Source organism: Stenotrophomonas sp. ZAC14A_NAIMI4_1, assembly GCF_003086915.1.
Classification (GTDB): domain Bacteria; phylum Pseudomonadota; class Gammaproteobacteria; order Xanthomonadales; family Xanthomonadaceae; genus Stenotrophomonas.
The window spans coordinates 3948818-3969967 of sequence record NZ_CP026002.1 but is presented as its reverse complement, the minus strand read 5'-3'; the positions used below and the strand labels follow the sequence as shown (position 1 = coordinate 3969967).

At 67.6% G+C, this 21150-nt stretch carries 23 protein-coding genes; 7 read left to right on the top strand and 16 right to left on the bottom strand.

The features are described from left to right. Positions 1-6: 6 nt before the first annotated feature. The 5 genes from C1926_RS18125 to C1926_RS18105 are packed head-to-tail and all read right to left on the bottom strand — an operon-like array spanning position 7 to position 3167. Complete coding sequence (locus C1926_RS18125; RefSeq protein ID WP_108760155.1) at positions 7-600, bottom strand: PH domain-containing protein; 594 nt, start codon at positions 598-600, stop codon at positions 7-9. Further along, complete coding sequence (locus tag C1926_RS18120; RefSeq protein ID WP_108760154.1) at positions 597-1886, bottom strand: alpha/beta fold hydrolase; 1290 nt, start codon at positions 1884-1886, stop codon at positions 597-599. Before C1926_RS18120 ends, C1926_RS18125 begins: the two co-directional genes overlap by 4 nt. 2 nt (positions 1887-1888) lie before the next feature. Next, complete coding sequence (locus tag C1926_RS18115; protein WP_079221054.1) at positions 1889-2068, bottom strand: DUF4177 domain-containing protein; 180 nt, start codon at positions 2066-2068, stop codon at positions 1889-1891. Then, on the bottom strand, positions 2065-2244 hold the full coding sequence (locus C1926_RS18110) for an Arc family DNA binding domain-containing protein (protein ID WP_079221055.1): 180 nt from the start codon (positions 2242-2244) through the stop codon (positions 2065-2067). Before C1926_RS18110 ends, C1926_RS18115 begins: the two co-directional genes overlap by 4 nt. Positions 2245-2285: 41 nt before the next feature. Further along, positions 2286-3167 (bottom strand): SPFH domain-containing protein, encoded by an 882-nt coding sequence (locus C1926_RS18105; protein ID WP_079221056.1) that lies wholly within the window; start codon positions 3165-3167, stop codon positions 2286-2288. A gap of 132 nt (positions 3168-3299) precedes the next feature. On the opposite strand from C1926_RS18105, the gene purT reads away from it, so the two are divergent. Next, positions 3300-4487: a formate-dependent phosphoribosylglycinamide formyltransferase gene (purT, locus tag C1926_RS18100; protein ID WP_108760153.1), complete on the top strand. Its 1188-nt coding sequence runs from the start codon at positions 3300-3302 to the stop codon at positions 4485-4487. A 107-nt stretch (positions 4488-4594) separates the two neighbouring features. Here the strand turns inward: purT and C1926_RS18095 are convergent, their stop codons facing one another. Further along, on the bottom strand, positions 4595-5809 hold the full coding sequence (locus C1926_RS18095) for an endonuclease/exonuclease/phosphatase family protein (protein WP_108760152.1): 1215 nt from the start codon (positions 5807-5809) through the stop codon (positions 4595-4597). A gap of 38 nt (positions 5810-5847) precedes the next feature. Beyond that, entirely contained in the window at positions 5848-6603 is a 756-nt protein-coding gene (locus C1926_RS18090) for an arginyltransferase (RefSeq protein ID WP_079221059.1), read from the bottom strand. Positions 6604-6766: 163 nt separating this feature from the next. Here C1926_RS18090 and C1926_RS18085 point away from each other — a divergent pair, with 163 nt between their 5' ends. Then, positions 6767-7342 (top strand): EF-hand domain-containing protein, encoded by a 576-nt coding sequence (locus tag C1926_RS18085; RefSeq protein ID WP_108760151.1) that lies wholly within the window; start codon positions 6767-6769, stop codon positions 7340-7342. A gap of 59 nt (positions 7343-7401) precedes the next feature. On the opposite strand, the gene C1926_RS18080 is transcribed toward C1926_RS18085, so the two are convergent. The 4 genes from C1926_RS18080 to C1926_RS18065 form a co-directional block, all read right to left on the bottom strand. Continuing rightward, positions 7402-8622 (bottom strand): sigma-70 family RNA polymerase sigma factor, encoded by a 1221-nt coding sequence (locus C1926_RS18080; RefSeq protein WP_108760150.1) that lies wholly within the window; start codon positions 8620-8622, stop codon positions 7402-7404. Positions 8623-8766: 144 nt separating this feature from the next. After that, a complete protein-coding gene (locus C1926_RS18075) occupies positions 8767-9276 on the bottom strand; it encodes a pathogenicity-like protein (RefSeq protein ID WP_108760149.1) in 510 nt (169 codons plus the stop codon). A 3-nt stretch (positions 9277-9279) separates the two neighbouring features. Beyond that, positions 9280-10188, bottom strand: a complete 909-nt coding sequence (gene tesB / locus C1926_RS18070) for an acyl-CoA thioesterase II (RefSeq protein WP_079221063.1) — start codon at positions 10186-10188, stop codon at positions 9280-9282. 162 nt (positions 10189-10350) lie between these two features. Next, a complete protein-coding gene (locus C1926_RS18065; RefSeq protein WP_108746185.1) occupies positions 10351-11127 on the bottom strand; it encodes an enoyl-CoA hydratase/isomerase family protein in 777 nt (258 codons plus the stop codon). Positions 11128-11161: 34 nt separating this feature from the next. Between C1926_RS18065 and C1926_RS18060 the strand changes: the two genes are divergently transcribed. Next, entirely contained in the window at positions 11162-11608 is a 447-nt protein-coding gene (locus C1926_RS18060) for a copper chaperone PCu(A)C (RefSeq protein WP_108760148.1), read from the top strand. 92 nt (positions 11609-11700) lie between these two features. Here C1926_RS18060 and C1926_RS18055 read toward each other — a convergent pair whose 3' ends face one another. The 4 genes from C1926_RS18055 to uvrA form a co-directional block, all read right to left on the bottom strand. Further along, positions 11701-12450, bottom strand: a complete 750-nt coding sequence (locus C1926_RS18055) for an enolase (protein ID WP_108760147.1) — start codon at positions 12448-12450, stop codon at positions 11701-11703. Between the two features lie 58 nt (positions 12451-12508). Continuing rightward, a complete protein-coding gene (locus tag C1926_RS18050; protein WP_108760146.1) occupies positions 12509-13234 on the bottom strand; it encodes an enolase in 726 nt (241 codons plus the stop codon). Positions 13235-13358: 124 nt separating this feature from the next. Then, on the bottom strand, positions 13359-13766 hold the full coding sequence (locus C1926_RS18045) for a thioesterase family protein (RefSeq protein WP_079221068.1): 408 nt from the start codon (positions 13764-13766) through the stop codon (positions 13359-13361). Then, positions 13766-16759 (bottom strand): excinuclease ABC subunit UvrA, encoded by a 2994-nt coding sequence (gene uvrA / locus C1926_RS18040; protein ID WP_108760145.1) that lies wholly within the window; start codon positions 16757-16759, stop codon positions 13766-13768. Before uvrA ends, C1926_RS18045 begins: the two co-directional genes overlap by 1 nt. 310 nt (positions 16760-17069) lie before the next feature. On the opposite strand from uvrA, the gene rplU reads away from it, so the two are divergent. The 3 genes from rplU to cgtA all read left to right on the top strand — a co-directional run bounded on the left by rplU (position 17070) and on the right by cgtA (position 18889). Continuing rightward, entirely contained in the window at positions 17070-17387 is a 318-nt protein-coding gene (gene rplU / locus C1926_RS18035; protein ID WP_004148331.1) for a 50S ribosomal protein L21, read from the top strand. A gap of 11 nt (positions 17388-17398) precedes the next feature. Beyond that, on the top strand, positions 17399-17662 hold the full coding sequence (rpmA, locus tag C1926_RS18030) for a 50S ribosomal protein L27 (protein WP_004148333.1): 264 nt from the start codon (positions 17399-17401) through the stop codon (positions 17660-17662). Between the two features lie 174 nt (positions 17663-17836). Continuing rightward, entirely contained in the window at positions 17837-18889 is a 1053-nt protein-coding gene (gene cgtA / locus C1926_RS18025; RefSeq protein ID WP_079221070.1) for an Obg family GTPase CgtA, read from the top strand. A 196-nt stretch (positions 18890-19085) separates the two neighbouring features. On the opposite strand, the gene rpsT is transcribed toward cgtA, so the two are convergent. Continuing rightward, positions 19086-19355: a 30S ribosomal protein S20 gene (gene rpsT, locus C1926_RS18020; protein WP_025873851.1), complete on the bottom strand. Its 270-nt coding sequence runs from the start codon at positions 19353-19355 to the stop codon at positions 19086-19088. Positions 19356-19472: 117 nt separating this feature from the next. Here rpsT and murJ point away from each other — a divergent pair, with 117 nt between their 5' ends. Continuing rightward, positions 19473-21077 (top strand): murein biosynthesis integral membrane protein MurJ, encoded by a 1605-nt coding sequence (murJ, locus tag C1926_RS18015; protein WP_108760144.1) that lies wholly within the window; start codon positions 19473-19475, stop codon positions 21075-21077. Positions 21078-21150 lie beyond the last annotated feature (73 nt).

The window sequence follows — 21150 nt, the reverse complement described above, 5'->3', positions numbered from 1 at the left end:
CGCAGCTTACTGCGGTGGCGCGGTCGCAGCCACCTTGCGCAGTGCGTCCAGCAGGGCCTGCGGCCGGTCCAGGCTGAGCAGCAGCGTGCTGCCGCCGCGCACCGGAATCACCAGCGTGTGCTGGCGGTCGGTGACCAGGGCAAAGCCCTTGCTGCCACCCTGCAGGCGGAAGTGCCCCGAATAGAAGCCCGGCATCGAGTAGCCGTTGGTCTTCAGGCGCAGGCCATAGCGGCGGTCACGGCTGAGGTCGACCACTTCGGCCTGGTCCAGCTGCATCTGCGCGACCGGCGTGCGACGCCGGTACAGCGTCGAGCGCACGTCGAGCACATCACCGTCCAGGCTGACCCGGCGGCGGAAGAACGTGGCGCCCAGCCCGGCGCCGATCAGCACCAGCGTTGCCAGGCTCCAGGCGGCGCTGCCCCACATCCGGAAGAACGGCGGCGACAGGGTGATCTCCATCCACCGTGCATCGGCGGGTGCGTCCTTCAGTTCGGCCCAGACACAGAGGGCAAAGACCACCAGCACCGGACCGAGGATCCACAGCACGCGCAGCGGCGAACTCTCGGCAACGTCAAACGTGCGTGGGTCGCTGCCGCTCATCGCTGCGCCTCCACCCAGCGCGCCACGTCGGCAATCAGGGTCGTGTCGACGTGCCCCGGCTGCGCGTATTCCTTCAGCGAGCTGGGGCCACTGCCGGCCACGCCGATATGGTTCAGGGCCGGGTAGGCCTGCCACTGCACATCCCTGCGGCCCTGCAGCGCCTGCTTCCACAGCTGCCAATCGGCGTCGGGCACCTGGAAATCGCGACCGCCGTGCAGCATCAGCAGGGGCTTGTGCAGCGCCTTGGCATCGCCACGTGCGTCGACTGCTTCGATGCTTTTCCAGAACGTCTGCGGCACGCCCAGCGGCAGTTCGCTGGCGGCGACCGGGGCGCTGCCACGGGCAGCGGCGATCTGCGCGTCGAGCCGGTCCAGGAATGCCTGTTCCGGCGCGCTGATGTCACCGTCCAGGCCGAGCAGATAGCGGTTCTGCTCGGGCAGCAGTTCCAGCAGGGTGCGTGCCGGTGCCGCCCACAGGATCGCGCCACGCGCCTGCGGCCAGCGGCTGGCGATGCGCGGGGCGAGCATGCCGCCCTGGCTGTGGCCGAGGACGAAGACACGGCGGCCATCGATGCGCGGATCGGCGGCGAGTGCGGCAAGGGCCGCGACGGCGTCGTCGGTGGTTTCATCATCGACGGTGAAGCTGCCGCCGCGGAAATCCTGCGGGCGGGCAAAGGTGCGCTTGTCGTAGCGCAGGACGGCGATGCCCTGCGCGGCCAGGCCGCGGGCGATGTCCAGGAACGGGCGGCTGGCACCGATGGTTTCGTCACGGTCCTGCGGGCCCGAGCCATGCACCAGTACCACGGCCGGGAACGGGCCCTTGCCCTTGGGCAGGGCCAGCGTGCCCGGCAACGCGCCGCGCGCCTGCGGCACGCTGAAATCCGCCTCGCTGTAGTTCGCGTCGGCCGGTGGCGGCGCGGCCTTGGCTGCCGGGGCAGGGCGCAGCAGCAGGCCGGCCACCTTGTCCTGCGCGTCCACCGCCACCTGCGCGATCACTGCGCCGCTGGCGAACTGCAGCGGCACTTCCACCAGGTGCATGCCCTGCTGCTCGCTGCTGTGGGCGGTGCCACGCTGCTTCAGTTCACCCAGCGACTGCCACAGCCCCTGCAGCTTTTCGGCCGGCACGGCGCTGGCCATCTTCGCGGTGAACATCGCTTCGGCCTCGGCGATGCGCCCGGCCTGCAGGTGGTCCAGCAGCTGCGTGGCGACCTGCTGCGGCTCGGCGGCCAGGGCACCGCCGCTGAAGGCGGCCAGTGCGACGGCGAACAGGGTGGGGCGCAGGCGCATGGTCACTGCTCCTTCTTGAAGACCAGCATGGCTGGGCGCATCGGCGCCGGGATGATGATGTTGACCAGTTCCCAGCCGAGCTGGCCCTGGCGGTTCAGCTCAGCCTGGATGTCCTCCGGCTTCTGCAGGCCCATCAGCGACGTTTTGACTTCGACAGTCAGGTAGCTCCAACGCTTGCTCATTCCTTGTCCTCCGACGATGGCTTGGGTTTCGGCAGGCGTCCTGCCTTGCGCAGGGCGTCGCGCAGCACGTATTCGATCTGCGCGTTGAGGCTGCGCAACTCGTCGTCAGCCCAGCGCTGCGCGGCGGCCAGGACATCGGCGTTGATACGCAGCGGATAGGCTTTCTTCTCACTCATGCAAGCTCCTGGCGGGGCGGTGGGGCGCCCCGTTGCGAGGTTCAGTACAGCGAACCAGCGTTGACGATCGGCTGGGTGCCACGGTCCGAGCACAGCACGGTCAACAGGTTGCTGACCATGTGTGCCTTGCGCTCCTCATCCAGCTGCACCACGCCGTTCTTCTGCAGTTCGGCCAGGGCCATTTCGACCATGCCCACCGCGCCGGCGACGATGCGGGTGCGGGCGGCGATCACCGCGTTGGCCTGCTGGCGCTGCAGCATCGCCTGGGCGATTTCGGCGGCGTAGGCGAGGTGGCTGATGCGCGCGTCGATCACCTGCACGCCGGCATCGGCCAGGCGCTCGGCCAGCTCGTTCTTCAGGTGCAGGGAAATCTCGCTGGCGTGGCTGCGCAGGGCCAGCTGTCCTTCTTCATGCTGGTCGTAGGGATAGCTGGTGGCCATCGCGCGCAGCGCCGATTCGGACTGGATGTGCACGAAGCTCTCGTAGTCGTCCACGTTGTAGACCGCCTCGGAGGCATCGATCACCTGCCAGACGATCACCGCAGCGATCTCGATCGGGCTGCCATCGAGCTCGTTGACCTTCAGCTTGCCGCTTTCGAAGTTGCGCACGCGCTGGCTGACCCGGCGCTTGCTGTAGAAGGGGTTGTTCCAGCGCAGGCCGTTGTCCTTGACGGTACCCACGTACTTGCCGAACAGGCTCAGCACGGCGGCCTGGTTGGGCTGCACGGTGTACAGGCCGGCCATGGCGAACAGCGCCAGCGCGCCGATCAGCAGCCCGCCGAACAGCATCACCAGGTTGGGCGAGCCGGTGCTGGCCTTGGCCGCGATGCCGAGCACGAACAGCGCGCCGCCTGCCAGTACGACCAGCAGGGCGAGGGCCAGCATGCCCAGGCCGTTGGGGGAGGAGAGCGACTTCTCTTTCATGGCGGTACGTCCTTGAGGGTTCTATGAAAAGATATCAAATTGATATCAATCCGCAAGTGCCGTTCGTCGGCTGGCCGGGGGTAGACCGGCTAGAATGCCCACCCGCCTTCACATCGCTGCCGGACCCCCGCCATGGCCAAGCTTGGAACCCCGTTGTCCCCCTCCGCTACCCGCGTGCTGCTGCTGGGTTCGGGCGAACTTGGCAAGGAAGTGGCCATCGAACTGCAGCGCCTGGGCGTGGAAGTGATTGCCGCCGACCGCTATGCCGATGCGCCGGCGATGCAGGTCGCGCACCGCTCGCACGTGATCGACATGCTCGATGCGATGGCACTGCGCGCGCTGATCGCCCAGGAGCAGCCGCACCTGGTGGTGCCGGAAATCGAAGCCATCCACACCGAGACCCTGGTCCAGCTGGAACAGGAGCAGGGCCTGCGGGTGATCCCGACCGCGCGCGCTGCACGCCTGACCATGGACCGTGAAGGCATCCGCCGCCTGGCCGCCGAAACCCTGGGCCTGCCGACCTCGCCGTACCGCTTCGTCGATACCGAAGCCGAATACCGTGCCGCCGTGGCCGCCATCGGCCTGCCGTGCGTGGTCAAGCCGGTCATGTCCTCCTCGGGCAAGGGCCAGAGCACCCTGCGCAGCGAGGCGGACATCGCCCCGGCGTGGGACTACGCGCAGACCGGTGGCCGCGCCGGTGCCGGCCGCTGCATCGTCGAAGGCTTCATCGACTTCGATTACGAGATCACCCTGCTGACCGTGCGCCACGCAGGCGGCACCTCATTCTGCGCGCCGATCGGCCATCTGCAGAAGGACGGCGACTACCGCGAAAGCTGGCAGCCGCAGCCGATGTCCAGCGCGGCGCTGGCGCGTGCCGAAGAGATTTCGCGCGCGATCACTGACGACCTCGGTGGCTGGGGCCTGTTCGGCGTCGAGCTGTTCGTGAAGGGCGACGAGGTGTGGTTCAGCGAAGTGTCGCCGCGCCCGCACGACACCGGCCTGGTCACCCTGGTCTCGCAGGAACTGAGCGAATTCGCCCTGCATGCGCGCGCCATCCTTGGCCTGCCGATTCCGGTGATCCGCCAGAGCGGCCCGTCGGCCTCGTGCGCGCTGCTGGCGCATGGCGAGGGCGTGCCGTACTTCAACAACGTGGCCGCCGCGTTGCAGGTGCCGGATACCGCCGTGCGCCTGTTCGGCAAGCCAAGCGTGCATGGCCACCGCCGCGTGGGCGTGACCCTGGCGCGCGCGGAAACCATCGACGAAGCGCGTTCGATCGCGCGTGATGCCGCCGAAGCCATCGGCGTCGAGCTGCGCCCGTAAAACGGTAGCGCCGGGCCATGCCCGGCGGCCGCATCCCGGTGGGTACCGACCGTTGGTCGGTACTCTCGATCCCGGTAGGTACCGACCGTTGGTCGGTACGTTTTCCGCTACCGCACGTCCACCCACACCAGGTGGTGGTCGCTGCCGTCGGCGATCTTCGCTTCCGGGCTTTCATTGGCCGGCCAGAACACGCCGCTGCCGACGTACTCGAAGCCGGTCGAGGGCAGCACGTAGTCCAGGCGCATCGTGCCGGACTTCGGGCCGAAATCGCCGGTGGCATGGAACGGCGCACCCTTGCGCACGATGCCCTTGGCCGCATAGGCCAGGCTGGTCTGCTCGCCGCCGACGCTGCGCGGGGTGGGGTAGCGCAGCACGCGCGCATTCTCGATCAGGTTGACGATGGCGTCGTGGCGGCCATCACCATCCACCGGATCGTTGTTCAGATCGCCGAAGATCACGAACCGCGCATCCTGGGCCAGGCCGCCGCAGTGGCCCTTGTCATCGCACAGCCAGGGCTTGTCGCCGGCCGACAGGTATTCCTGCCACAGGCGCAGTTCGTCGTGGTTGCGCGCGGCATTGCGCTTTTCCGGGCCATCGAACACCGGCGGGGTCGGGTGCGAGACCAGGGCGTGGACCACGCCGGCCGGGGTCTTCACCGGCACGTCCCAATGCGACTTCGAGGACAGGCGCAGCTGCGACCACACCTGGTCGTTGTAGAAGCTCTTGCCGGTGCGCGGGTCGACCGGACGGATCGCGCCGGGCATCGTGCTCCACTTCAGCAGCTGGAAGCTGCGCACCTTGGCTTCGTCGATCGGGTAGCGCGACAGCACCAGCATGCCGTACTGGCCCGGGTGCAGGCCGTAGCCCCAGGCATCGTTGCCACGGCTGCGGCCTTCGCCGCCCACCACGCCGTTGCCGTCCAGGTCCAGGCCGCTGGGCACGCCGGTGTTGACCGGCGCCAGGTAGCGGTAGGCGAAGTGCAGCGGCTTGCCGCCACCGGGCTGGGCCACTTCCAGGTAGCGCTTCTGGAAGAGGTCGGCGGCGCGGTGCGCGTCGTCGAAGTCGAACTCGTTCAGCAGCACCAGGTCCGGGCGCACCTGCTGCAGCACCGCAGCGATCTTGCGCGCATGCTCGCTGTCGCCTTCCAGTTCCTTGACCAGGCCGCCGGCATCATCCGAATACAGCGAGGTGTTGTAGGTGGCCAGGCGCAGCGTCGAGGACGGCTTTTCGGTCATCGCAGGGGACTTGGCGTAGGCGGGGGCGCTGGCGCCGCAGAGCAGGGCCAGGGCGAGGATCAGGGGATGGCGGCGGGTGATGTTCATGGGCCGTATTGTGCACCCGGCCCGGTGTCAGCGGTTTGTCAGCGTCCGTCCAGTTCGCTGTCGAAATCATGCCAGCGGCGGCCGTCGTAGGCCTCCAGCGGACGGTAGCGGCGCTTGTAGTCCATCTTCTGGTGGTCGCGGATCCAGTAGCCGAGGTAGAGGTGCGGCAGGCCCTCGCGGCGGGCCCACTCGATCTGCTGCAGGATCGCAAAGGTGCCCAGGCCGCGGGCGGCATGGTCCGGGTCGAAGAAGGTGTAGACCGCCGACAGGCCGTGCTCGGTCACGTCGGTGACCGCCACCCCCAGCAGCTGGCTGGGCTGGCCGTCGTGGCCGGGCAGGCGCATTTCCAGGAAGCGGGTATGCGACCAGCTGCCGATCAGGAACTGCTCGAACTCGTGCGGACCGTGGTCATCCATGCCGCCGTTGGCATGGCGGTGGGTCAGGTAGCGGTGGTAGAGGTCGAACAGGTCCTGGCGCGGCATGGCGGCGGTGATGCGCACCTCCAGGTCGGCATTGCGCGCGGCGCAGCGGCGCTGGCTGCGGTCGGCGGCAAAGCGCGCCACCGGGATGCGCACGGCCACGCAGGCATGGCACTGCGCGCAGTGCGGGCGGTAGACCAGGTCACCACTGCGGCGGAAGCCCCAGCTCAGGGCCAGCGGGTACAGCCCGCCCAGGCGGCGATCCTGCGGATCCAGCACCAGATCGCGCGCAACGCGGTCCGACCAGTACCCGCAGGGGTGCTCGCCGGTCTGGAACAGTCTCAGTTCGTCGTCTCTGTCGCCGTGGATCGCCATGGGCACAGCATAGCCCCAGCGTGTCGCAATGGCCGCGACTGTCCGCCGGATGAACGGAACCGGCGTCTGCGTCAACCGATGTCGCGACCAGGCGTTGTTGTCCCCCGAGGGTGAAGTGATCGCCTCGACGCAATACCGCAATCCCCCTACCAGGAGTGACTCCATGATCCGTACCCCCCTGCTGCTGGCCCTGCTGCTGGGCACCTCCGCCACCGGCATCGCCCTGGCTGCCGATACCCCGGCCCCGGCCGCGGCCAATGCCCCGGCGCAGCGCCATGCCAAGCTGGACACCAATGGCGATGGCGTCATCGACCGCAGCGAAGCCGCCGCCAACCCGCGCCTGGCCGCGAAGTTCGACGCGCTGGACAAGAACAAGGATGGCAAGCTGTCGCGTGACGAGCTGCCGCGCTGGAAGCATGGCCGTCGCGGTGGCCATGGCGCCTGGATGGCCAAGCTGGACGTGAACAAGGACGGCCGCATCAGCCGCGAGGAAGCCAAGGCCGACCCGCGCCTGGCGGCGCGTTTCGACCAGATGGACGTCAACAAGGACGGCTACCTGGACAAGGCCGACCGCGAGCTGCGCATGAAGCAGCACCGTGATGCCTGGTTCGCTGCCGCCGATACCAACAAGGATGGCCAGCTGAGCAAGGCCGAGTTCGATGCCGCCAAGGGCCCGATGCATGGCGGCCCGCGCCACGGTGGCCCGCGTGATGGCAACGCACCGAAGCCGCCGCGCTGAACCCTGCGGTAGTGAACAACGACAACGCCGGCGCTCTGCCGGCGTTGTCCGTTGATGGATCAGCCGAATGATTCCAGCCAGTGCAGGCCGATGATGGCGAGCAGCAGGACGACGCAGCAACCGAGGATCGCCGTCCGCCCGTACATGGATTCGTACACCCAGTTGCGGCCCGTGCGTCCGCGTCGCGCGTTGTCGCGGGCGATCAGTGGCGCCATGATCCGCTGCAGCGGCCCCAGGCACTGGTAGCTGACCACGCCCATGCCCAGCATCAGCGACGAGGTCATCACCCACGTCGGCGCCTTCAGCACTTCGCCGATCAGCACCGCCAGGCAGGTGCCCATCGCGGTGAAGGTGCTGTAGCGAACGAAGCGCATGATCTGCGCCTGTTCGATCGCCGTTTCGGTGAAGCGCAGCAGGTAGCGCCCGCCGAGATAGCAGCCGACGAAGCCGCCGATCACCCCGCCGACCACCAGGCCAGCGTTGAAGCCGCTGCCGACCAGCGGGCTCTCGCCGATGGCGGCCGTCAGCGAGCCCAGCGCGGTACCACCGGCGGCGCTGACGCCGCCCAGGCCCAGCTTGCTGCCACCCACGCCCACGCCGGTACCCAGCAGTATCGCCGCGCTGGCCGTACCGGGCGCGGCGATCAGCACCATCGACACCACCGTCGTCGCGAAGGCGGCGCTCGGCGCACTGCTGCGGGCGAATTCGCCGAAACGCTGCAACAGGCCGTCGCGTACCTGTGCGCGGGCACGCGACAGGCGCTTGCGCACGGCCGCATCGCTCAGGCCCAGCAGGTCGGCCACCTGCTGCGAACGCTGGCCCTCGCGGTAATAGAGCAGCAGCACTTCGCGGCTGTCGGTGGGCAGGGCGGAGATGATGTCCTCGGCGGCCACTTCTTCTTCCAGCCGCTGCAGGCGGTCGGCGGCGCCGGGCGAGGGGTCGGCGGCCATGCCCAGGGCCACGTCGGCGGCGTCGCCGGTCAGCGGGCGGCCGCGCTGCGCGCGCAGCCAGTCGCGGGCCAGGTTGCGGGTGATCTGCCGCAGCCACGGCAGGAAGCTGGTGGAACTGCGCAGCCGGTGCAGCTGCTGCCAGCCTTTGACGAAGGCCTCCTGGGCGATGTCCTCGCTGGCGTGGCGGTCGCGGGTGATCGCCAGGGCGATGGCGGTCACCGTGTTCTGGCAGGCCAGCACGATGCGCCCATACGCCTGCTGGCAGCCATCACTGGCAGCAGGCAGTTCGCGTTCCAGCGTCTCGTCGATCGTTGCAGCGAAGGTCGTCATGGCGGCAGCTCCTGCTGGGATTGTGTCCCAAGACGGCGCTGCGTGCAGTTTGTGACCGGTCCACTTCCCGGTAGCGCCGGGCCATGCCCCGCGGCTTGTCTGTCCGCTGCGCTCGCCGGGCATGGCCCGGCGCTACCGGCGTCGTCAGGTCGACGGCTGGATGCGGACGCGGATTTCTTCTTCTTCCGGTTCAGCCTGCGGGGCGGTGGGTGCCGGCTGTGGCTGCACCTGTGGGGCCGGGGCCGGGGCGGCCGGGGCCGGGGCGCCGCGGTGGCGCAGGCCGATCACCAGCGCCACGCCGGCGATCACCACCAGCAGGGCGATGCGGATGCGCCATGCCCAGCCGCGGCCACTGCCCGAGGTCTCGGCGGTATCGCGGAAGGCGAACTCGGCCGTGGGGTGGTCGCGGCGGGTGGTGTCGAGCAGGCGTGCGTCGCGCAGGATCTCGCGTGCACGCGGCTGGTCATCGGCACGCACGATCCACACCGCCGGATAGCCCTGGCTGTTGCCCAGGTCGGTATAGCTGAACTGGCCACGGCGGCGGGTCTTGTACGAGCGGCCGTTGGTCACCTTCACTTCGATGTCGTGGCTGCGCAGCAGCTCGGCCACGCCCTCGACGGTTTCCACGCGTTGGCTGCTGAAAATCTGGCGCATTGCTTACTCCTTGGCCGGCACGGCGGCGGCGGCATCCTGGTCCGGCACCACGCGGATCAGGCCTTCCTGGGCGGTGCTGGCCACCAGCACGCCGTCACGGGTGAAGAACTGGCCGCGGGCCAGGCCGCGCGAATCCTGCGCGCTGGGGCTGTCCAGCGAATACAGCAGCCAGTCGTCGGCGCGGAACGGGCGGTGGAACCAGATCGCGTGGTCGAGCGAGGCCATCTGCACGTGCGGGTGGTAGTAGCTGATGCCGTGCGGGAAGGTGGCCGTGCCCAGCAGGTGGAAATCCGAGGCATAGGCCAGCAGGGCCTGGTGCAGCTCGGGCGCATCACCCACCGGTTCGCTCAGGCGCAGCCAGACCTGGTGGTAAGGCGGGCGCTTGGGCGGGTTCAGTTCGTCGCGCGGGTACACGTGGCGGAACTCGAACGGGCCACCACGCGAGAGCCAGCGCTGCACCTTGATCGGCAGCCGCTCCAGCACCTCGGCCGGCAGCGGGCGGTTCGGCTCGATGTCTTCCGGCTGCGGCACCTCGGGCATCTTGTGCTGGTGCTGGGCACCGGTTTCGGCCTGCTGGAACGAGGCCGCGCAGAAGAAGATCACCTTGCCGTGCTGGATCGCGGTGACCCGGCGCACGGAGAAGCTGCCGCCATCACGGGTGCGGTCCACGTCATAGACGATCGGGTGGTCGATGTTGCCGGCACGCAGGAAATAGGCGTGCAGCGAATGCACGTGGCGACCGTTGTCGACCGTGGCCTGTGCCGCCGCCAGCGCCTGGCCCAGCACCTGGCCGCCAAACACGTACTTGGTGCCGATGTCGCGGCTCTGCCCGCGGAACAGGTTGTCCTCCAGCCGCTCCAGGGTGAGCAGGTCGATCAGCTCGGAGACGACGGGTTCGGGCGTGTCGTTCAAGGGGGCGGCCACAGCAATGAAGAAGGCTCGATTATACCGGTCAGGGGTCGGATCCCTTTCGCTTTGCGAAAGGGCTCTGACCCCGGCGGGCGGAGGGATCCAGCGAGGGGTCAGAGCCCTTTCGCGCTGCGAAAGGTATCTGACCCCGGGAAGGCGCGGCGGTTACTTGCCCAGCCGGGCCACCAGCGCCTGCAGGGCGTTCTGCGCATCCGGTGCGAACCAGGCTTCGACGAAGCGGTCCAGCTGGATCAGGTCCGGGTGCAGCGCCTCGTGCAGGTCGGCACGGGCGATGGCGCGGGTCAGCAGCATCGGCTGGCGCGGCTGCTTGAGCAGGTTCTGCAGCCACGCGATGGCGCGTGCCACCACCAGGTCGCCCTCGGCCAGTTCATCCACCAGACCGATCTGCAGCGCCTGTTCGGCCGGCACCAGCGCGCCGGTGCTGAGCAGGATGCCGGAGCGGTGCACGCCCACGGCGCGGCGCAGCAGGCGCTGGATGCCTTCCGGCGCCACCAGGCCCACCTGCACCTCGTTCAGGCCGATGGCATACGGGCGGGCCGGGTCGGCGCTGCGCGCCATCACCCGGTAATCGCAGCACAGCGCCAGCACGCAGCCGCCGGCCGGCGCATGGCCGGTGAGGGCCGCCACCACCGGGATGCGGCTCTCGGCCACGGTACGCACCGCGCCGAAAAAGGCGTTCCAGCTGTCCAGCAGCTTGTGCTTGTCATCGCCGTGGGAGAGCAGGTGCGGCACGTCCATGCCGCCGGTGAAGATACGCTCGCTGCCCGACAGCACGATGCCGTGCACGTCCTCGGCCATGGCCAGTTCGACGGCGTGGATCAGCTGGCGGCACAGTTCGGTGTCCAGTGCGTTGACCGGTGGCCGCGCCAGGCGCAGTTCGCGGATGGGGCCATGGTTGATCACCTCGATGAGCGTCGTCATGCTGCGGTCTCGTTGCGGACAGGAATCTGAGGCGATGATAACCAAACCATTCGTTGGCGTATTGTGGCTGCTGTGTGCGGGCGCAGCATCGGCGGCGACCGCCGCGCCGGCCTGCGTCACCGTGCAGCAGGGCTGGGCACGCCTGCCACCCAACCCGGCCATGCCGATGACCGCCGGCTACGGCGTGATCCACAACGGCTGCGCGAAAGCGGTGGCCATCACCGGTGCACGCAGTGCCCGCTTTGCTGACGTGTCGCTGCACGAAACCACGATCGTCGATGGGGTCAGCCGCATGCGCGCGGTCGAGCGCCTGCCGCTGGCGCCGGGCGCCCGCGCCGAGCTCAAGCCCGGCGGCCTGCACCTGATGCTGATGGAGGGCAAGGGTGCGTTGAAGGAAGGCGAGGCCGTGCCGCTGCAGCTGCAGCTGGAGGGCGGTGGCGAGGCCAGCGCGACGTTGGCGGTGCGCAAGGCCGCGCCGTAACACGTCGCTCGTTTCGCCGGGCATGGCCCGGCGCTACCGGTGATGGTCCGGCGATCATGCCTGGGTAGCGCCGGGCCATGCCCGGCGGGGGTTTACGACCAGTCGAACGTAAACAGGACCGTGCGGCTGGCCGGTTCGTAGAACATCACGATCGCATCGGCACCGGCCGCGACCCAGTGGCTGGCCGGTACGCTGGCCACATGGAAGAACGCATGGCCGTCGCGGGTCAGTTGCAGGCCATCGTCAGGCAGGTGGCTGCTGTCATTGCGGAACCGCAGGCTGCCACGCTGCCGGTAGCCCGCCAGATCCTGCAGCTGGAATGCCGCAGGCAGCGGGGCGTAGTCGGACCAGTTGCCAAACCAGATCGGGCCGCCCAGTTGCTGCAGCCATGCCTGTTCGTCCAGTTCGCCCTCGCCGTAGCGCGAGCAGCTGGCCAGGCGCCCATGCTGCAGGAAATGCGCACGCGCCTTGGCATGGCTCTCGCGCATTTCGACGATGTGGGCGCGGGCCTCTTCTCCCTCCACCGCCTCGCCCAGGAAATAGTCCTGCGTGCCCAGGAAACGCATTTCGTTGGCCGCGGTCAGCTCGAAGGCGATCCAGTTGATGCCGGTGAACGCGTTGTGGTGCGCGGTGGTGTCGTCACCGATACAGCCTTCATAGGGTTCGATCGGGCACAGCAGGGTGGCCATCTGGCCGGCCAGCTCCGGGCGCAGCTCGCCCAGGTCGATCTTCAGCAGCGGCAGCAGGTGCTGGCCGAGCCAGGCCTGGTCGGCGGGGAAGACGTCGGTGGGGAAGGGGACCATGCCGGGCAGCAGGTCGCGCAGTTCGGTGCGGTGGATCATGTCAGTCCCTTGGAACGGGTCGGCAATGCCGGCCAGCGGCCGGCACTACCAGGCTGGCTTACGACCAGTCGTACGAGAACAGCACCGTGCGGCTTACCGGCTCGTACAGCATCACGATGGCATCGGCGCCGGTGGCGCACCAGTTGTAGCCGGCCACTTCGGCGACGGCGAAGAAGCGGTGGCCATCACGGGAGATGAGTACCCGCTCGGCCTCGTCCGGGGCATGGCGGTCGTAGGCGGCGGAGGTGAACTCCAGCGCGAATGCCGCGGGAATGGGCGAGGTTTCGACCCAGTTGCCGGTGGAAATCTGACCACCCAGCGTATCCAGGTAATCGCGCTCGCTGGGCTCGCCCTTGCCGAAGCGCGAGTAGCAGGCCAGCCGGCCATGGGCGGCGTGGTAGTCACGCGCCTTGGCATAGCTGTCGCGCATCTGTGCGATGTGCTCCTGCGCATGCTTGTCATTGCCCGGGTCGCCGATGAAATAGCCCTCGTTGCCGAGGAAGCGCATCTGGTTGTCGGCGCTCAGCTCGAAGGCGATCCAGTTGATGCCGGTGAACGCGTTGTGGTGCGCGGTGGTGTCGTCACCGATACAGCCTTCATAGGGTTCGATCGGGCACAGCAGGGTTGCCATCTGGCCGGCCAGCTCCGGGCGCAGCACGCCCAGGTCGATCTTCAGCAGCGGCAGCAGGTGCTGGCCGAGCCAGGCCTGGTCGGCGGGGAAGACGTCGGTGGGGAAGGGGACCATGCCGGGCAGCAGGTCGCGCAGTTCGATGCGGTGGATCATCTCAGTCCTTTGAACAGAGCGGGTAGAGTCGAGCTTGCTCGACTGATCCGGCAAACAGCAGTCGAGCAAGCTCGACTCTACGAGGTGCAGGGTCAGGCATGCCGGCCAGCGGCCGGCACTACCTTCAGGTAGAGGCGCTGCGGATCGCGTCCGGCAGTGGCGCGCTCTTGCCGGTCTGGGTGTCCATCCAGACCACCACCACGTTGCCATCCGAGTACAGCTTCGCATCATCCTGCTGGTCGACGATGCGGTGGCCGATGGTCACGCTGCTGTTGCCCAGGCGCTCGACGAACAGCTCGACCAGGATGTCGTTGGGCCACACGATCGGCAGGCGGTAGTTGACGTTGGTCGCGGCCACCACTGGCGCGATGCGGTCGGTCATCGACACGCCTTCCACGCCCAGCATCCAGCGCACGCGCGCTTCTTCCAGGTAGGAAATGTACTTGGCGTTGTTGACGTGGCCCATGCTGTCCATGTCACGCCAGCGCACGCTGATCGGGATGCGGGCCAGGATCTTGTGTTCGCTGCTCATCAGGCGTCCTTCTTCTTCGTCGTGCTCTTGCTGGCCTTGCCGGTGCTCTTGGCGGCCACGGCCTTCTTCGCCACCTTGGCGGGCTTTTCAGGCTTCACCTTGCGCGGCGGGCGGGCGTCGGGCTTGTTGGCCACGGCGGCCGGTCGTTCCGGGCGCGCGCTGGTGGAGGGCAGCATGCGGGCCAGGAACTGGCCGGTGTACGACTGCGGGCAGGCCGCCACGTCTTCCGGCGTGCCGGTCACCAGGATGGTGCCACCGCGGTGGCCGCCTTCCGGGCCCAGGTCGACGATCCAGTCGGCGGTCTTGATGACGTCCAGGTTGTGCTCGATCACCACCACCGTGTTGCCTTCGTCGCGCAGCTTGTGCAGCACGCCCAGCAGCGCTTCGATGTCGTGGAAGTGCAGGCCGGTGGTCGGCTCGTCGAGGATGTACAGGGTGCGGCCGGTATCGCGACGCGACAGTTCCTTGGACAGCTTCACGCGCTGCGCCTCACCACCGGACAGCGTGGTCGCGCTCTGGCCCAGCTTGATGTAGCTCAGGCCCACGTCCACCAGCGTTTCCAGCTTGCGGGCGATGGACGGCACCGGCTCGAACAGCTTCAGTGCATCTTCGACGGTCATTTCCAGCACGTCGTTGATGTTGTAGCCCTTGTACAGGATCTCCAGCGTCTCGCGGTTGTAGCGCTTGCCGTGGCAGACGTCGCAGGGCACGTACACATCCGGCAGGAAGTGCATCTCGACCTTGATCAGGCCATCGCCCTGGCACGCCTCGCAGCGCCCACCGCGCACGTTGAAGCTGAAGCGGCCCGGCGAATAGCCGCGCGCACGTGCTTCGGGCACCTGCGCGAACAGCTCGCGCAGCGGCGTGAACAGGCCGGTGTAGGTGGCCGGGTTCGAGCGCGGCGTGCGACCGATCGGCGACTGGTCGATGTCCACCACCTTGTCGAACAGGTCCAGGCCGTCGATCTCCTTGTACGGGGCGATCGGGTGCGAGGAACCGTTGATCTCGTTGGCGGCCAGCGAGAACAGGGTGTCGTTGATCAGGGTCGACTTGCCCGAGCCGGACACGCCGGTCACGCAGGTCAGCAGGCCCGACGGAATCGCCAGGTCCACGCCCTTCAGGTTGTTGCCGCTGGCGCCGCGCAGGTGCAGGGTCATCTTCGGGTTCGGCTTGTGCCGGCGCGCCGGGATCTCGATCGCGCGCTTGCCCGACAGGTACTGGCCGGTCAGCGAGCGCGGTGCATCCAGGATGTCCTGCAGGGTGCCCTGGCCGACGATCTCGCCGCCATGCACGCCCGCGCCCGGGCCGATGTCCAGCACGTAGTCGGCCAGGCGGATCGCATCCTCGTCATGCTCGACCACGATGACCGTGTTGCCGAGGTCACGCAGGCGGGTGAGGGTGCCCAGCAGGCGTTCGTTGTCGCGCTGGTGCAGGCCGATGGACGGCTCGTCGAGCACGTACATCACGCCGACCAGGCCGGCGCCGATCTGGCTGGCCAGGCGGATGCGCTGTGCTTCGCCACCGGACAGCGTGTCGGCCTTGCGCTCCAGGGTCAGGTAATCCAGGCCGACGTCGACCAGGAAACCCAGGCGCTCGCCGATCTCCTTGACGATCTTCGAGGCGATCTCGCCGCGCCAGCCCGGCAGGCTCAGTTCGCTGAAGAACTTCAGTGCTTCGTCGATCGGCAGCACCACCAGGTCCGGCAGCGGGCGGTCGGCCACGAACACGTTGCGCGCGGCCTTGTTCAGGCGCGCACCCTTGCATTCGGGGCAGGCGTGTTCGCTGATGTACTTGCCCAGTTCTTCCTGCACCGCCGCCGATTCGGTTTCCTTGTAGCGGCGTTCCAGGTTGGGAATGATGCCCTCGAAGCGGTGCTTGCGCTGGGTGCGGCCACCGGCCTCGGTGAAGTAGGTGAAGGTGATCGCATCATCGCCGCTGCCGTACAGCACGGCCTGCTGCACGTTGGCCGGCAGCGAGTTCCACGACGCATCGACGTCGAACTTGTAGTGCTTGGCCAGCGAGGCGATCAGCTGGAAGTAGTAGGCATTGCGACGGTCCCAGCCGCGCACCGCACCCGCGGCCAGCGACAGTTCCGGGTGCACCACCACGCGCGCCGGGTCGAAGAATTCGGCCATGCCCAGGCCATCGCAGCCGGGGCAGGCGCCCATCGGCGCGTTGAAGGAGAACAGGCGCGGTTCCAGCTCGGGCAGCGAGTAATCGCAGACCGGGCAGGAATACTTGGAGGAGAACAGGGTCGGCGCGGTTTCGGCGTTGTCCAGGCTCTGCACCGAGGCCATGCCGTCGCCCAGCTTCAGCGCGGTCTCGAAGCTCTCGGCCAGGCGTTGCTTGATGTCCTCGCGCGGGCGGAAACGGTCGATCACCGCTTCAATGGTGTGCTTCTGGCGCAGCGCCAGCGGCGGCACCGCGTCGATTTCATACAGCTCGCCGTCCACGCGCACGCGCACGAAGCCCTGCGCACGCAGCTGGTCGAAGACCTGCGCATGCTCGCCCTTGCGGTCGCGGATGACCGGGGCCAGCAGCATGTAGCGCTGTTCCGGGTCCAGGGTCAGCACCTGGTCGACCATCTGGCTGACGGTCTGTGCTTCCAGCGGGTAGCCGTGGTCCGGGCAGCGCGGGGTGCCGACGCGGGCGTACAGCAGGCGCAGGTAGTCGTAGATCTCGGTGATCGTGCCGACGGTCGAACGCGGGTTGTGCGAGGTCGACTTCTGCTCGATCGAGATGGCCGGGGACAGGCCCTCGATGTGGTCCAGGTCCGGCTTTTCCATCACGCTCAGGAACTGCCGCGCATAGGCCGACAGCGACTCGACGTAGCGGCGCTGGCCTTCTGCATAGATGGTGTCAAACGCCAGCGAGGACTTGCCCGAGCCGGACAGGCCGGTGATCACGATCAGCTTGTCGCGGGGCAGGTCGAGGTCGATGTTCTTGAGGTTGTGCGTCCGCGCGCCGCGGATGCGGATGAAATCCATCGCCATGGGGGATCCGGTTATGGGGGGCGTTGGCTGGGTGCCGGGCCAGCAGGGGGACGGCAATCGGTCAGCCTACCGAGGTGACCAGATGGGGGCAATGGGCGACAATGCCAGCCCGGTGTCTCACCTTGTGAGACAAGGCTTTATGAAGGGGTCAGATCCCTTTTCACGCCGTGAAAAGGGATCTGACCCCGTTCCACCGGGGCAGGCAGGGGTTGACTTGACCCCGCCGCATTGATCTGCGTACAATCCCGCTCCTGTCCGCCCTCGATGGCGACAGTCCATAGACCACAATAACTACAGAGGAAGTCTGGTCATGTACGCAGTACTGGTCACCGGCGGTAAGCAATACCGCGTGGCGCAGGGCGAAAAGCTCCGCATTGAAAAGCTCGAAGTCGAAGTCGGCAGCGAGATCAAGTTCGACAACATCCTGCTGCTCGGCGACAGCGATGGCATCAAGATCGGCGACGCCCTGAGCGGCGCAGCGGTCACCGCCACCGTCCTGTCCCAGGGTCGTGCTGACAAGGTCCGGATCATCAAGTTCCGTCGCCGCAAGCACCACATGAAGCGTCAGGGTCACCGTCAGTACTACACCGAAATCGAGATCACCGGCATTGCCGGTGGCAGCAAGTAAGGAGATAGGTCATGGCACATAAAAAAGGCGTAGGCTCTTCGCGCAACGGTCGCGACTCCAACCCGAAGTACCTGGGCGTCAAGATCTTCGGTGGCCAGGCCATTGAAGCCGGCAACATCATCGTGCGCCAGCGCGGCACCCAGTTCCACCCGGGTTCGGGCGTCGGCCTCGGCCGCGACCACACCCTGTTCGCCCTCGTGGACGGCAAGGTGGAGTTCTCGGTGAAGGGCGCCAAGAAGCGCCGCACCGTCAGCGTCGTGTCGGTCGAAGCCTGATAAGGCTTGGCTGGCGGCCATGCCCCGGCATGGCCTTGCTGGTCGAATCGCACGCTGCATGAAGAGCCCCGCTTCGGCGGGGCTTTTCGTTGGAATCAGTGGTACAACGGGCACGGCCCGACATTCAAGCAAGGCGGCGGCACGCAGGCCGCGCCCATCGCAGGCATCGAAACAATGAAACTGGTAGACGAAGCAGAAATCGAAGTGTTCGCCGGCAACGGCGGCAACGGCTGCATTGGCTTCCGTCGCGAGAAGTTCATTCCGCTCGGCGGCCCGGACGGCGGCGACGGCGGTGCGGGCGGCAGCGTGTACATCCGCGCCGACGAAAACCTGAACACCCTGGTCGACTTCCGCCATGACCGCATCTTCAAGGCGCAGCGCGGCGAGAACGGCATGGGCCGCCAGGCCTATGGCAAGGGCGGCGAAGACCTGACCATCACCGTGCCGGTCGGCACCGTGATCATCAACGTGGCCACCGACGAAATCATCGGCGACCTGACCCAGCATGGCGACCGCCTGCTGGTGGCACAGGGTGGCCGTGGTGGCCTGGGCAACATGCACTTCAAGAGCTCGACCAACCGCTCGCCGCGCCAGGCGCTGCCGGGCGAGCCGGGCGAAGAGCGCACGCTGAAGCTGGAGCTGAAGCTGCTGGCCGACGTCGGTCTGCTGGGCTTCCCCAACGCCGGCAAGAGCACCCTGATCCGTGCCGTTTCGGCGGCAACGCCTAAGGTGGCCGATTACCCGTTCACCACGCTGTACCCGAACCTGGGTGTGGTGAAGGTGGAAAACTACCGCAGCTTCGTCATCGCCGATATTCCGGGTCTGATCGAGGGCGCGGCCGACGGTGCCGGCCTGGGCGCGCAGTTCCTGCGCCACCTGCAGCGCACCCGCCTGCTGCTGCACCTGGTGGATATCTCCCCCATGGAAGGTGGCGTGGAAGGCATTTCGCCGGTAGAGCAGGTGCGTGCCATCGAGCGCGAACTGGAAAAGCACGACCCGGAGCTGCTGCAGAAGCCGCGCTGGCTGGTGCTGAACAAGGCCGACCTGATGTTCGAGGACGAGGCCAAGGCCGCGGCCGAGCAGATCGTCGCCGAGCTGGGCTGGAAGGAGCCGTGGTTCCTGGTGTCGGCGCTGGGCCGCGAAGGCACCTTCCCGATCATGAGCCGGGTCATGGCGTTCTTCGATCGCCAGAAGGAAGACGAACTGGAAGCCCGCAACGCGCTGTAATGGTGTTGTGGTTCCACACGAAAAACCCGGCTTCGGCCGGGTTTTTCATTTTCCGGTAGCGCCGGCCGCTGGCCGGCAATTTACTGGGGTTGCCGGCCAGCGGCCGGCACTACCAAATCGCGGGCAACAAAAAACCCGGCCGGGGCCGGGCTTTTGTCTGCTGCCCGGCCCCGAAGGGCAGGGCGGCAACGCCGGATCAGGCGGCCTGCAGGGCCTTGATACGGTCGTTCAGGCGGCTCTTGTGGCGAGCAGCCTTGTTCTTGTGGATCAGGCCACGCGCGCTGAAACGATCCAGGATCGGCTGGGCAACGGCGAAGGCGGCTTGGGCGCCGGCGGCATCGTTGGCGTCCAGCGCCTTGATCACTTTCTTGACAGCGGTGCGCAGCATCGAGCGCTGAGCCACGTTGCGCGCGTTGCGCACGACGGTCTGCTTGGCGCGCTTCTTGGCGGACTTGATATTGGCCACGGTGGTGGTTTCCTGAAAAAATCGGTGTTATGGGAACAGCAAGCTAGCTAGTATGATGGCGTAAGAAATGCACGTCAAGTCGATTGTCAAGAGGGACGCTGAGTGAGTTCACCCAAGTTGTTGCGGGGCCTGCTGTCGTTCAGTAGCATGACCATGGTCTCGCGCGTTCTCGGACTTGTCCGGGACTTCGTGGTGACCACCACGTTCGGCACCAACGCCATCACTGATGCTTTCTGGGTCGCCTTCAGGGTACCCAATTTCCTGCGCCGTTTGTTCGCCGAGGGCTCGTTCGCGACCGCTTTCGTGCCGGTGTTCACGGAAGTGAAAGAGACCCGCAGCCACGCCGAACTGCGCGAACTGATGGCGCGCACGGCCGGCACCCTGGGCGGCATCCTGATGCTGGTGACCGCCGTGGCGCTGATCTTCGCGCCGCAGCTGGCCTCGGTCTTCTCAAGCGGCGTTGATACCGACCCGGTCAAGCAGGGCCTGCTGGTCGACCTGTTCCGCCTGACCTTCCCGTTCCTGCTGTTCGTCTCGCTCACCGCCCTGGCCGGTGGCGCGCTCAACAGCTTCCAGCGCTTCGCCATGCCGGCGCTGACCCCGGTCATCCTCAACCTGTGCATGATCGCCGGCGCGCTGTGGCTGGCGCCGCGGCTGGGCGGCACCCCGGAAAAGCAGATCCTGGCGCTGGGCTGGGCGGTACTGGCCGCCGGCATCCTGCAGCTGCTGTTCCAGCTGCCCTCGCTGAAGGGCATCAACCTGCTGACCCTGCCCCGCTGGGGCTGGCACCACCCGGGCGTGCGCAAGGTGATGACGCTGATGGTGCCGACCCTGTTCGGCTCGTCGGTGGCGCAGATCAACCTGCTGCTGGATACGGTCATCGCCGCCAAGCTGACCGATGGCTCGCAGTCGTGGCTGTCGCTGGCCGACCGCTTCCTGGAGCTGCCGCTGGGCGTGTTCGGCGTGGCCCTGGGCACGGTCATCCTGCCGGCGCTGGCCCGCCACCACGTCAGTACCGACCGTGAGGGCTTCTCGCGCTCGCTGGACTGGGGCCTGCGGATGACCCTGCTGATTTCGGTGCCGGCCATGCTGGGGCTGCTGTTCCTGGCCGAGCCGCTGATCGCCACCATTTTCCAGCACGGCCAGTTCAGCGCCTTCGATACCCGCATGACCGCGCTGTCGGTGTACGGCCTGAGCTTCGGCCTGCCGGCATTCGCCCTGTTGAAGGTGGTGCTGCCGGCGTTCTATGCCCGCCAGGACACCAGGACCCCGGTACGCGCGGGTGTGGCTGCGCTGGTGGCCAACATGGTGTTCAACTTCGCCCTGCTGGCCGTGCTGTACCAGGTGATGGTGCCCGACGAGCTGAAGGCGCAGGGCGTGATGGCGGCCATCGGCAAGCAGCCGGGCCTGCATCTGGCACTGGGCATTGCCAGCGCGCTGTCCAGCTACCTGAACCTGGGCCTGCTCTGGTACTGGCTGGGCAAGACCGATGTCTACCAGCGCCGGCCGGGCTGGGGCGGCTACCTGGTGCGCCTGCTGGTGGCCTGCGTGGCCATGGTCGGCGTGCTGCTGGCCCTGCTGCACTGGCTGCCGGCCTTCTCGGCCATGGGCGTGTGGGAGCGGATCGGCGCCCTGGCGCTGCTGGTCGGCGGCGGCGGCGCCACCTACGGGGTGGCCATGGTGGCGATGGGCTTCCGCCCCCGCGACCTGCGCGGGCATTGATCGTGGCCCACGGCGGCTATACTTCAGGGTTACACCATTGAAGCGGCGGCCCCGGGTGGGCCGGAACGAGAGT

Coding starts and splice junctions, on each gene's coding strand:
- C1926_RS18125 (WP_108760155.1), bottom strand. CDS start 600: ATGAGCGGCAGCGACCCACGCACGTTTGACGTTGCCGAGAGTTCGCCG.
- C1926_RS18120 (WP_108760154.1), bottom strand. CDS start 1,886: ATGCGCCTGCGCCCCACCCTGTTCGCCGTCGCACTGGCCGCCTTCAGC.
- C1926_RS18115 (WP_079221054.1), bottom strand. CDS start 2,068: ATGAGCAAGCGTTGGAGCTACCTGACTGTCGAAGTCAAAACGTCGCTG.
- C1926_RS18110 (WP_079221055.1), bottom strand. CDS start 2,244: ATGAGTGAGAAGAAAGCCTATCCGCTGCGTATCAACGCCGATGTCCTG.
- C1926_RS18105 (WP_079221056.1), bottom strand. CDS start 3,167: ATGAAAGAGAAGTCGCTCTCCTCCCCCAACGGCCTGGGCATGCTGGCC.
- purT (WP_108760153.1), top strand. CDS start 3,300: ATGGCCAAGCTTGGAACCCCGTTGTCCCCCTCCGCTACCCGCGTGCTG.
- C1926_RS18095 (WP_108760152.1), bottom strand. CDS start 5,809: ATGAACATCACCCGCCGCCATCCCCTGATCCTCGCCCTGGCCCTGCTC.
- C1926_RS18090 (WP_079221059.1), bottom strand. CDS start 6,603: ATGGCGATCCACGGCGACAGAGACGACGAACTGAGACTGTTCCAGACC.
- C1926_RS18085 (WP_108760151.1), top strand. CDS start 6,767: ATGATCCGTACCCCCCTGCTGCTGGCCCTGCTGCTGGGCACCTCCGCC.
- C1926_RS18080 (WP_108760150.1), bottom strand. CDS start 8,622: ATGACGACCTTCGCTGCAACGATCGACGAGACGCTGGAACGCGAACTG.
- C1926_RS18075 (WP_108760149.1), bottom strand. CDS start 9,276: ATGCGCCAGATTTTCAGCAGCCAACGCGTGGAAACCGTCGAGGGCGTG.
- C1926_RS18065 (WP_108746185.1), bottom strand. CDS start 11,127: ATGACGACGCTCATCGAGGTGATCAACCATGGCCCCATCCGCGAACTG.
- C1926_RS18060 (WP_108760148.1), top strand. CDS start 11,162: ATGATAACCAAACCATTCGTTGGCGTATTGTGGCTGCTGTGTGCGGGC.
- C1926_RS18055 (WP_108760147.1), bottom strand. CDS start 12,450: ATGATCCACCGCACCGAACTGCGCGACCTGCTGCCCGGCATGGTCCCC.
- C1926_RS18050 (WP_108760146.1), bottom strand. CDS start 13,234: ATGATCCACCGCATCGAACTGCGCGACCTGCTGCCCGGCATGGTCCCC.
- C1926_RS18045 (WP_079221068.1), bottom strand. CDS start 13,766: ATGAGCAGCGAACACAAGATCCTGGCCCGCATCCCGATCAGCGTGCGC.
- uvrA (WP_108760145.1), bottom strand. CDS start 16,759: ATGGCGATGGATTTCATCCGCATCCGCGGCGCGCGGACGCACAACCTC.
- rplU (WP_004148331.1), top strand. CDS start 17,070: ATGTACGCAGTACTGGTCACCGGCGGTAAGCAATACCGCGTGGCGCAG.
- rpmA (WP_004148333.1), top strand. CDS start 17,399: ATGGCACATAAAAAAGGCGTAGGCTCTTCGCGCAACGGTCGCGACTCC.
- cgtA (WP_079221070.1), top strand. CDS start 17,837: ATGAAACTGGTAGACGAAGCAGAAATCGAAGTGTTCGCCGGCAACGGC.